This window comes from Pseudomonas sp. 05N431 (assembly GCF_056397005.1).
On the sequence record NZ_JBFTMN010000026.1, the window covers coordinates 47,231 to 56,451 of the forward strand.

At 59.6% G+C, this 9,221-nt stretch carries 10 protein-coding genes; 8 read left to right on the forward strand and 2 right to left on the reverse strand.

The window, feature by feature from the left end; translation table 11 throughout:
• The first annotated feature begins 73 nt into the window (after positions 1-73).
• Entirely contained in the window at positions 74-601 is a 528-nt protein-coding gene (locus AC1DIG_RS27545) for a DUF3087 domain-containing protein (RefSeq protein WP_477769847.1), read from the forward strand.
• A 5-nt stretch (positions 602-606) separates the two neighbouring features.
• Entirely contained in the window at positions 607-1,287 is a 681-nt protein-coding gene (locus AC1DIG_RS27550) for a GNAT family N-acetyltransferase (protein ID WP_477769848.1), read from the forward strand.
• Positions 1,288-1,295: 8 nt separating this feature from the next.
• On the opposite strand, the gene AC1DIG_RS27555 is transcribed toward AC1DIG_RS27550, so the two are convergent.
• The gene (locus tag AC1DIG_RS27555) at positions 1,296-2,234 is read right to left on the reverse strand and encodes a class I SAM-dependent methyltransferase (RefSeq protein WP_477769849.1); all 939 of its coding nucleotides are present in this window, start codon (positions 2,232-2,234) and stop codon (positions 1,296-1,298) included.
• 197 nt (positions 2,235-2,431) lie between these two features.
• On the opposite strand from AC1DIG_RS27555, the gene AC1DIG_RS27560 reads away from it, so the two are divergent.
• The 4 genes from AC1DIG_RS27560 (at position 2,432) to AC1DIG_RS27575 (ending at position 5,842) form a co-directional block, all read left to right on the forward strand.
• Positions 2,432-2,992 carry a cytochrome b gene (locus AC1DIG_RS27560; RefSeq protein WP_477769850.1) on the forward strand — a complete coding sequence of 187 codons (561 nt, stop codon included), beginning with the start codon at positions 2,432-2,434 and terminating at the stop codon, positions 2,990-2,992.
• Between the two features lie 25 nt (positions 2,993-3,017).
• Positions 3,018-3,590 (forward strand): YceI family protein, encoded by a 573-nt coding sequence (locus AC1DIG_RS27565; protein ID WP_477769851.1) that lies wholly within the window; start codon positions 3,018-3,020, stop codon positions 3,588-3,590.
• 110 nt (positions 3,591-3,700) lie between these two features.
• Positions 3,701-5,314 carry a sensor domain-containing diguanylate cyclase gene (locus AC1DIG_RS27570; protein ID WP_477769852.1) on the forward strand — a complete coding sequence of 538 codons (1,614 nt, stop codon included), beginning with the start codon at positions 3,701-3,703 and terminating at the stop codon, positions 5,312-5,314.
• Between the two features lie 147 nt (positions 5,315-5,461).
• The gene (locus tag AC1DIG_RS27575) at positions 5,462-5,842 is read left to right on the forward strand and encodes a RidA family protein (RefSeq protein WP_477769853.1); all 381 of its coding nucleotides are present in this window, start codon (positions 5,462-5,464) and stop codon (positions 5,840-5,842) included.
• 9 nt (positions 5,843-5,851) lie between these two features.
• On the opposite strand, the gene AC1DIG_RS27580 is transcribed toward AC1DIG_RS27575, so the two are convergent.
• Complete coding sequence (locus AC1DIG_RS27580; RefSeq protein WP_477769854.1) at positions 5,852-6,565, reverse strand: murein L,D-transpeptidase catalytic domain family protein; 714 nt, start codon at positions 6,563-6,565, stop codon at positions 5,852-5,854.
• 144 nt (positions 6,566-6,709) lie between these two features.
• Here AC1DIG_RS27580 and AC1DIG_RS27585 point away from each other — a divergent pair, with 144 nt between their 5' ends.
• Both AC1DIG_RS27585 and thpR read left to right on the forward strand, forming a co-directional pair.
• Positions 6,710-8,281, forward strand: coding sequence for a L,D-transpeptidase family protein (locus tag AC1DIG_RS27585; protein ID WP_477769857.1), 1,572 nt, complete (start codon positions 6,710-6,712; stop codon positions 8,279-8,281).
• A gap of 34 nt (positions 8,282-8,315) precedes the next feature.
• On the forward strand, positions 8,316-8,861 hold the full coding sequence (thpR, locus tag AC1DIG_RS27590) for an RNA 2',3'-cyclic phosphodiesterase (protein WP_477769855.1): 546 nt from the start codon (positions 8,316-8,318) through the stop codon (positions 8,859-8,861).
• The last annotated feature ends 360 nt before the right edge of the window (positions 8,862-9,221 follow it).

Here is a 9,221-nt window from a genome sequence, read left to right on the forward strand (position 1 = left end):
GTGTCTGTAGCGGGCTCTACGGGCGATAATGCCGCGCATCCTGTCTTCAACTTAGCAAAAGAGCCCTGCCGTGATGTTCGAGATCAAGCCGTGGAACCCCGAAACCTATCGACAGCAGACGCGCCGCAGCACCGTGATCATCGCCGTGACCTTCGTCCTGCTGGCGATGACGCTGTCCGGCCTGGCCGTCATGCTATTCGGCGAACCCGGCGGCGACAACTTCCGCTTCAACCTGGGCGGCGTCATTGCTGCAGTCATCGTTAGCGCGGCGCTGATGAAAACCAAAGGCTGGTCGCAGCCGTGGATGGCGGCGGCCGTTTACGGCTGGCAACTCAAGCGTAGCCTGATGAGCGTCACCAACGTCATGCATAAGGTCACCGATGCGGTGCAGGCCGGTAACCCGAGCGCAATCAAGCTGCTGCGCTTTTATCACCTGGGGCTCACACAAATGCACCAACTGGACGGCAACACCAGCAGCCTCAGCCAAATGACTCGCGAGATCGATCAGCACAAGGCAAGCATGGAAGCACTGGGGATCGACACTGAGCAGAATCAGTTGAACCCTGAGTGGCTGGCGGCGGTGAAGGCGAAGGAGGCATGAGTTCGATGTTCACGATTACCCACTTTGAAACCCCGTGCGCCGAGCCCATCAATGACCAGATTCTGCAGATGGTCGTCGACTATCTGACCGATATCAGCACGGTGGCGATTGCGCCGAGCAACCTCCTGTTCAACGTGTATCAATATGCGATCGGCTACGAGGTTCATCTCTATCTGCAAGCTCTCGACGGGTCGAAAGAGATTGCTGTCGAATTGATCGTCGCGATGGATGAAGAGGACCCGTCTAAGGTCATCGGCTTTTTGCTGTATCTGCCGGTCAAGGACGATCCCGAGGCGTGCGGCGTGGCCTATATGGCGGTGCAAGCCAGTCATCGACGCCAGGGCGTCGCGCGGGCAATGGTCCAGGAAATGGTCAATCGCTACCCGCATGCCGAGCTGACGTGTGCGGTCGGCAAGGTTGCCTGGTTCGAATCGATGGGGTTTCAGGTGCTGGGTGCGCGCGGTCCGCAGGTGCTGATGAATACGCGTGATCACAGCACGGGCGGCTTGATGGGTGTGCTCGACACAGCGCCGATCTACAGCTCGACAGAAGTGCGGCAGATCCATACGTATCTGCTGCAACGACACGGGAAGCGGGCGATGCTCGATGCTGAAAAACAGCGCGACCGGCATCTCGACCAGATGACGGCCAAAGCGAAGGCTTTTGTGCAGGAGCGACTTGGGTAGGCGGCTAATCAGCCTGCCTTGAATACCAGCGCCTTCAGACCGCTTTCAGCATCGACATCGGGAAATTCCGGTGGGTTTTCCAGGCGTTGTTCGAAGCGCAGGCTTGGGGCTTCGCGGGTGACGCCGTCGATGAGAAAGTCCGAGCCGAAGGCCGGGTCATTCATGCAGGCCAGTACGACGCCCTCGCTGCTGAGCAGTTCCGGCAGGCGACGTAGTACGCGTTGGTAGTCTTTGGTCAGCAGAAAGCTGCCTTTCTGGAAAGACGGTGGGTCGATGATCACCAGGTCGTAAGGGCCGCTGTTGATGACCTTGCCCCAGGATTTGAACAGGTCATGGCCGAGAAAGCTGACCTTGCTCAAGTCGTGTCCATTCAGCCGGTGATTGTCGCGTCCGCGGCTCAGGGCACCGCGGGACATGTCCAGGTTGACCACATGCTCTGCGCCGCCCTCGATGGCGGCCACCGAAAACCCGCAGGTGTAGGCGAACAGGTTCAAGACACGTTTGCCCTGGGCATTGGCTCGCACCCAATTGCGGCCGTAGCGCATGTCGAGAAACAGGCCGCTGTTCTGTTTTTTGCCCAGGTCGATGCGATAACGCAGGCCGCCCTCGGTGATCGTCCATTCCTCGAGCATTTCCCCCAGCAACCATTCGGTGGTGCTTTGCGGCAGGTAGCGGTGTTGCAGCAGCAGCGTATGCGCGCCGGATTTTTCCCACGCAGGCGAGTGCGCAATCTCCATCAGCAACTGCTTCAATGCCTCCAACTGCGTCGGGTCAGGCTCCTTGAACAGCGAGACCAGCACCACACCCTGCATCCAGTCGACGGTCAGTTGTTCCAACCCCGGCCAGCATCGGCCCCGGCCATGGAACACGCGGCGGGTTTCTTCGGGGACAGCGGTCAGAGCCGTCAGTAAATGCTGGCGGAGGGTGGCGAGGGCGTCAGGGTTCATCGGGCGGGGTCGGCAATGTGAAGGGGCGGCATTTTAACCACAATTGTGGTGCCAGGGGTTCTGCGAGGCAAAAGGCGATTGCGCAGGCGAGCCGCTGTCAAAGCATTTGCGCAAGTACAGGTCCGGATCAACAATGTACCGGCAGTCAGGCAGCGAGGTTTTCACTCGGTCACGTCGTCAGTCGACACGGAGTGCTCATGAACGATCGTTACACCCGTACGGCGATTTACCTGCACTGGCTGATAGCCCTCGGGCTGATCGGCACCTTCGCGCTCGGCTACTACATGCCTGAGCTTGTGCTTTCGCCGACCAAACTGAAGCTGTACTCATGGCACAAGTGGGCCGGGGTGACCTTGTTTTTTCTGGTGCTGCTACGGCTTGGCTGGCGCCTGGGCCATCCTGTCCCGCCCTTGCCGACGAGCGTGTCGCCCGTGATGAGGTTCGCGTCCCACATTTCGCATGGGGTGATGTACGCACTGATGCTCGCGATTCCGCTCAGCGGCTGGCTGATGAGCTCGGCAAAAGGCTTCCAGACGTCATGGTTTGGTGTCTTGCCGTTGCCGGATCTGCTGCCCAAGGACGACGTGCTCGGCGATCGTCTCATCGATGTGCACAAGGTGCTCAACTACACATTGCTGGTGCTGGTGATCGTTCATACATGCGCGGCGCTCAAGCACCACTTCATTGATCACGACAACGTGCTGACGCGCATACTGCCGCCAAAGCGCCAGCCTGACCCTCGGCATCTCAAGCCATGAAGCAGGCCACTGACCGGATAATCCCATGACCCATCGATTTCCACGCTCCATCTTGCTGGCTGCAGCCCTTGTATTCGGTACCACGACGGGCGCCCAGGCCGTCGAATACAAGCGCGTGAACGCGAGCGCCAGCCGGATCAGCTTCACCTATAACCAGATGGGGGCGAGGGTGTATGGCACGTTCGGCAAATTCGAGGCCACCCTCGATTTCAACTCCGCGAACCCCTCGGCGGCCCACGCCACACTGACCATCCAGCTCGACAGCATCGATGCCGGCAACAGCGATGCCAACAGCGAGTTGAAAAAGCCCGCCTGGTTCAACACGGCGGCCTATCCGGAAGCGAAGTTTGTATCGAGCAGTGTGGCTGCGCTCGGCGACAATCGCTACGAGGTCACTGGCAAGCTCACGCTCAAGGGCATTACCCGCGAGGTCGGCGCACAAATTACCTTGAAGCCTGAGAGCGCCATCGGCGTATTCGATGGCGAGTTCATTCTCAAGCGTGGCGACTTCAAGATCGGGGAGGGCGAATGGGCCGATTACGGGGTTGTCTCCAACGAGATCAACATCAAGTTTCGGGTGGTCGCTCCCGAGCAGTAGCCTGTGGTCGAGCCCGGATGCCTGCCGATGGGTTGGTCACGCAGTGAAGGGAAAACATCCAAAAGCGCTACGCCCTCGGCTACACTCCGGCCATGCCAAATAACTCTCATATGCCCTTGAATTTCAGCCGGATCTTCAACAGCGTTGTCACTCGGCTGTTGGGGTTGGCGCTGTGTATTGTCGTGTTTGGGGCGGTCGTGCGCTATTACGTGCTAACCGACTTTCTGCGTGAGGATCTGAGCGCGGTCGTGGAAGGCCAGCAATTAGCGTTGGCGACTTATGTCGCTCACGATATCGACGACAAAATCATTCAGCGTCAGCGTTTGCTTGAGCTCCTTGCCACCTCCATTCCTGTTGATTTCCTCAAGCAACCCGAGCGACTGCGGGCCTGGCTGAAAGAACATTACGCCTACCAGACGTTGTTCTCGACAGATGTGTTCATCGTGAACACCAATGGGGATTTGCTGGCGAGCTATCCCGACCTGACGCCGCCGCTCAATACCCGTTATGCGGAGCGTGATGACATTCAGGCCGGATGGGCAGGACGTTCATTTGTCGGGCGTCCTGCGGTGGATCAAGCGACAAAAAAACCGCTGCTGCCGATGTCCGCGCCCATCAGGGATGAGCACGGTAGGGTTCAAGCCGTTCTCGTGGGTGTCACGGCATTTGCAGCGCTAGGTTTTCTGGATTCCTTGCTCCAGAGCCGCATGGGGGAGACGACGGGCGGATTCCAGCTGGTTTTCCCGGAAAGTCGATTGTTTGTCGAATCCTCGGCGCAGGATATGACGCTCAAGCCAACGCCACCTCCTGGCGCCAATGCGCTGCATGATCGGGCCATGGCCGGATTTCGCGGGGCGGGGGTAGCGCTCAACGCCAATGGGGTTGAGGAGGTCTCTGCAATGGTCTCGGTTCCAAGTACCGGTTGGTTCGTCGTTGCCCGTTTGCCGAGCAGTGAGGCTTTTGCAACCGTCGACCGAACACAGCATTTTTTGATCAGGGGGGCGTTTATATCTATTTTGATTTTCGCCGTGTTCTCGTCCATTACCCTGTACTTTGTCTTTCGTCATCTGTTTCGTGCCGTCGCACAGGCTGACCGCATGACGCGTGATGAACAGCCACTGGCCCCCTTGCCAGTCACGCGCAATGATGAAGTCGGTCATTTGATCTCGGCCTTCAATCGTTTGCTGATCAAGCTGGATGAAAAACAGGCCCAGCTTAAAAAAATTGCTCATCACGATATGTTGACGGGTTTACCCAATAGGCATCATCTCTCGGGCCGCCTTCGCCAGGTATTGGCACTGGCACAACGCAAAGAGGCGGGTGTGGGCCTGTTGTTCATGGACCTCGATGGCTTCAAGCATATCAATGACACCCTTGGCCACGAGGCGGGTGACGAGGTGTTGCGGCAGGTGGCGAGGCGTTTTCGCCGGGTTGTCCGGGAGACCGATACCCTGGCGCGCATCGGGGGTGATGAGTTCGTTGTTCTGCTGAGTGACCTTGGGGACGATGCCGAAGAGATCGTGAGCACCGTCGCGACTAAATGTATTGAAGCACTGGGAGCGCCGTTTTTTATTTCCGGTACGGTCTGCATCGTGGGTGTTTCGATTGGTATTGCACTGGGGAATGGGGACAGTTCTGCGGATATGCTCCTGCTGGCCGCAGACCGCGTCATGTATCAAGCCAAAAAAACCGGGCGCGGCCGGTATGTGACCTACAAGCTTTAGGCAACAGTGCTCGATAGCCCACCTGGGCGTCGAAGCTGTCGCCGAGAGGACAGGGGGCGTCCATTGATTGCTCCCGGACGATGGGGCTGTAAACTGGCCGCGGCTTACACGATTACCTCTTTATCACTTCAAGCAAGAGATCCTCTCATGGCAAACCACGACCTGACCTTTATCCCCGACCCGGACGCGGACTCCATCTCCTCCGACGTTGCCGGTTTTGGCGGCGTGCTGGTCTCGACCCAGATCCCCACCCGCGCTGACGGCAGCCTGGAGTTGGGTGGCATCACCGAGCAGAGCGAGTGCACGTTGCAGGCACTCAAGGTCGCGCTGGAACGGGCCGGGAGTTCCATGGACCGGGTCATGCACTTGACCATCTACCTCACCGACATGGCCGACCGCGCCGCCTTCAACGAGGTCTATCAGCGCTTTTTCGTCAAGCCGTGGCCAGTGCGTGCCGCCGTTGGCGTAGCTGCTCTGGCAGTCGAAGGTATGCGCGTTGAAGTCACCGCGATGGCGGCCAAGGGCTGAGCCCGCGAGTCAGTCATTGTGCGCAGTGAGTATGTTGGCCGCCGGGTGTGGCCGACAGTTGAGGTAGGCCGAGGCTTTCAGCCAGTGCTGGTCGGGATACCAGGAAAACATGAACTGGCCGTCCTTGAGTTTATCTATCACCCGGCGCGCCACTTGCGGGCGCACTGCCGGGCAACCCAGGCTGCGGCCGATGCGGCCCTGGCGTTCGCTCCATAAGGGATTCACGTAGTCGGCCGCGTGAATCACGAGGTCGCGATCACGTGCGCGGTCATTGAAACCCGGTTCCAGACCGTCCATGCGCAGCGAGTAGCCGTGGCTGCCCTGATAGCTTTCCTGGGTGCGGAACAGGCCCAGGCTGGACTGATAGCTGCCGACGCGATTGGAGAACTGCGTGGCGAAATTGTCCCCGGATTTTTGCCCGTGAGCGACCAGGTCGCGCAGCACCAGGGACTTTTTGCGCAAATCGAAGATCCAAAGACGACGAGCCGTGGACGGTTGCGAATAGTCGATCACGGCCAGGCGTTCGGCCTGCTTCGCGCCACTGTTGACAGCGCATTGCATGGCGTTCAGGGCACTTTGTAGCGCTTGGGGATTGAGTTCCGGAGCGGCGTGCGCGAGGCTGTTATATAACGTTTGATTGTGGGTGTCGGCGGCGAATGCCGGACTGCACATTGCGCCCAGCGTCATAGCTGCCAGACAGAGTCGGCGCACAAAGGTCAGCATGCGTTGAGAGTCCTGTTGTTATTGTTGGCTCCCGACCTCCTGTCGTTCCCTCGGCAGACGTGTTCATACGCTGGCCTTGGTGCTTGCCGCACCTGCTGCAGAGGTTGACCGTCTACCTGACGGCCATGGAGTGGAGTGAAGCAGTTGATCAAAAAGTACGCATGTTACTTGAGCCTTTTCCTGCTCGCTGCGCCATTGGTCGCGACTGCCCAGAACGAGCTGGCTGATCACGACAGCCCATTGAAATTGGCGCTCACTCAATTGCCGGTCGATTGCCCGCGCCTGGCCGTGCACCTGAGTGCGTCGGCGCAAATGCTGTTGCAGGCTTTTTATCAGCAACAGAACGACGTCCTGATCTGGACGACCAACGGACGCTTGTCGGCCTTGCAGGCACAGGTGCAGCAGTTGGCCGATGACGGACTGGACCCCAACCGCTACAGCCTGCCCAAGGGTGCTGCCGAAGGGGATGCAGTGTGTGCCGACATCGGCATCAGTCAGCGTTACCTGCAAGCCTTGCAGGACCTGCGTTATGGCCGCTTGCGGCAATCGCGTTTCGAACCGCTGTGGCATGCGCAGGCGTTACCGCACGACCGACTCAGCGAGGTGCTGGCCATCGCCGGGCCGGGCCTGCAGGACATGGCGACGGCTTTTCAACTGGCCCGTCCAAGCCTTGAGCAATACCAGAGCTTGCGCCGTGTCTATGCCCGGCAGCGTCGGCAGCCGTTGCCCCATTGGCAGGCGCTCGCCAGTGGGCCCCTGTTACAACCCGGCGCACAGGATGCGCGAGTACCTGAACTGGCGAAGCGTCTGTTCAGCGAGGGTTATCTGGCCAGCGTTTCCGCAGGTGTCGGCACTGTCTACAACAAGCAGCTGGTGAGCGCGCTGAAAAACTTCCAGCTGAGCCATTCGTTGCAAGCGGATGGTGTGCTGGGGGAGGGCACCTTGGCCGAACTGAACGTCAGCCCGGCGGTGCGGCGCGAGCAGTTGCGGATCAACCTCGAACGCTTTCGCTGGCTGGCGCAGGATCTGGAACCCAATGGTTTGCTGGTCAATGTGGCCGCGGCAACGTTGACCGTCTATCAGGGCGGTATGCCGGTCTGGCAGACGCGCACTCAGGTGGGGCGTGCCGAGCGGCAGACTCCGCTGTTGAAATCGTCGGTCACGCGTCTGACCCTGAACCCGACCTGGACAGTGCCACCGACCATCATGCGTGAAGACAAACTACCGGAAATTCGCCGGGATCAGGCGTTCCTCGGTAAACAGAATCTGCAGGTGCTGAACAGTGACGGCCATCCGTTGGCGGTGGACGAGATCGATTGGGATAATCCCGGCAACATCCTCCTGCGCCAGGACGCAGGACCGAAGAATCCGCTGGGGCAAATGGCGATCCGCTTCCCCAATCCGTTCGCCGTGTACCTGCACGACACCCCCAGCCAGGCGCTTTTCCAAAAGGCGCCGCGGGCGTTCAGTTCAGGCTGTGTGCGGGTCGAGCAAGCGATGCAGTTGCGCGATCTGTTGTTGAGTCCGGCTGAGCGTCTGCGGACCAATGAGTTGCTGGCGACCGGGCTGACCCACGAATTCAGGCTCACAACGCCGGTGCCGATCCTGCTCAGTTACTGGACCGTGCAAGCCGACAGGCAAGGCCAGTTGCTGTATGCCCCGGATATTTATGGGCGCGATGCCGCATTGTCGGCTGCGCTGGGCGGCAAGTCCTGAGTATTACTCGCACTCCAGTCGGGAGGTACAAGGCATGAACACTGGACCGCGTGAGCAGGGTGAGCCGTTCAAGCGGTTGTTTTTCGCGCTGCCCTGCGCCACGGCACAACGTCGAGCGATCGCCCAATGGCGAAGCGCTCTGCGGCTTAATAGCGGACGCCCGGTGCCAGCGGAAAACTTTCATCTGACGCTGATGTTTCTGGGGGCTGTGGCGGTGACGCAAATTCCGGATATTTGCGCGGCTGCCGCGCACGTCCGAACGCCAGGCGAGCCGTTGAATGTATCGCTCGACCGTCTGGATGCATGGCGCCGCGCTGGTGTTTTGTTACTCGCGCCAACGCAGACGTCGTTGCCGTTGCGTCAGTTGGTGTATGCCTTGCAACAGGCGATGTTGCCGTTTGGGTTTGCCGACGCGCCTCGTGAATATCGTCCTCATTTGACCTTGATGCGCGACTTTCGGGAGCCTGTCCCGGAGTTGGACACGCCCCCGGACTTTCATCTGAGTACGGGGCATTTTGCGCTGTTCGAGTCGCACAAAGGTCGCTATCGGGCGCTGGCCGAATGGCCTCTGACGCCGTAGGCCCAGGATCTTTTGACCTTGGCGGCCTGACAGCCGACCCATCTCTTGCAGATGTACATCAACCCATTGTGGGAGCCGGGCTTGCCCGCGATGGCGGCCTGACAGCCGACCCATCTCTTGCGGATGTACACCAATCCATTGTGGGAGTCGGGCTTGCCCGCGATGGCGGCCGGACAGCCGACCAATCTCTTGCAGGTGTACATATCCATTCCTGCGGTAACGGCCACTTAGGGTTTCGCCCTGACGGCGACTCACTTTTCCAGACGCCGAAAAGTAAGCAAAAGGCTTCGCCCCAAGCGTACGGCACCTCGCCTAGGCTCGGCGTCCCCTCACTCCGGTGTCCATCAGGGGGCATCGCCT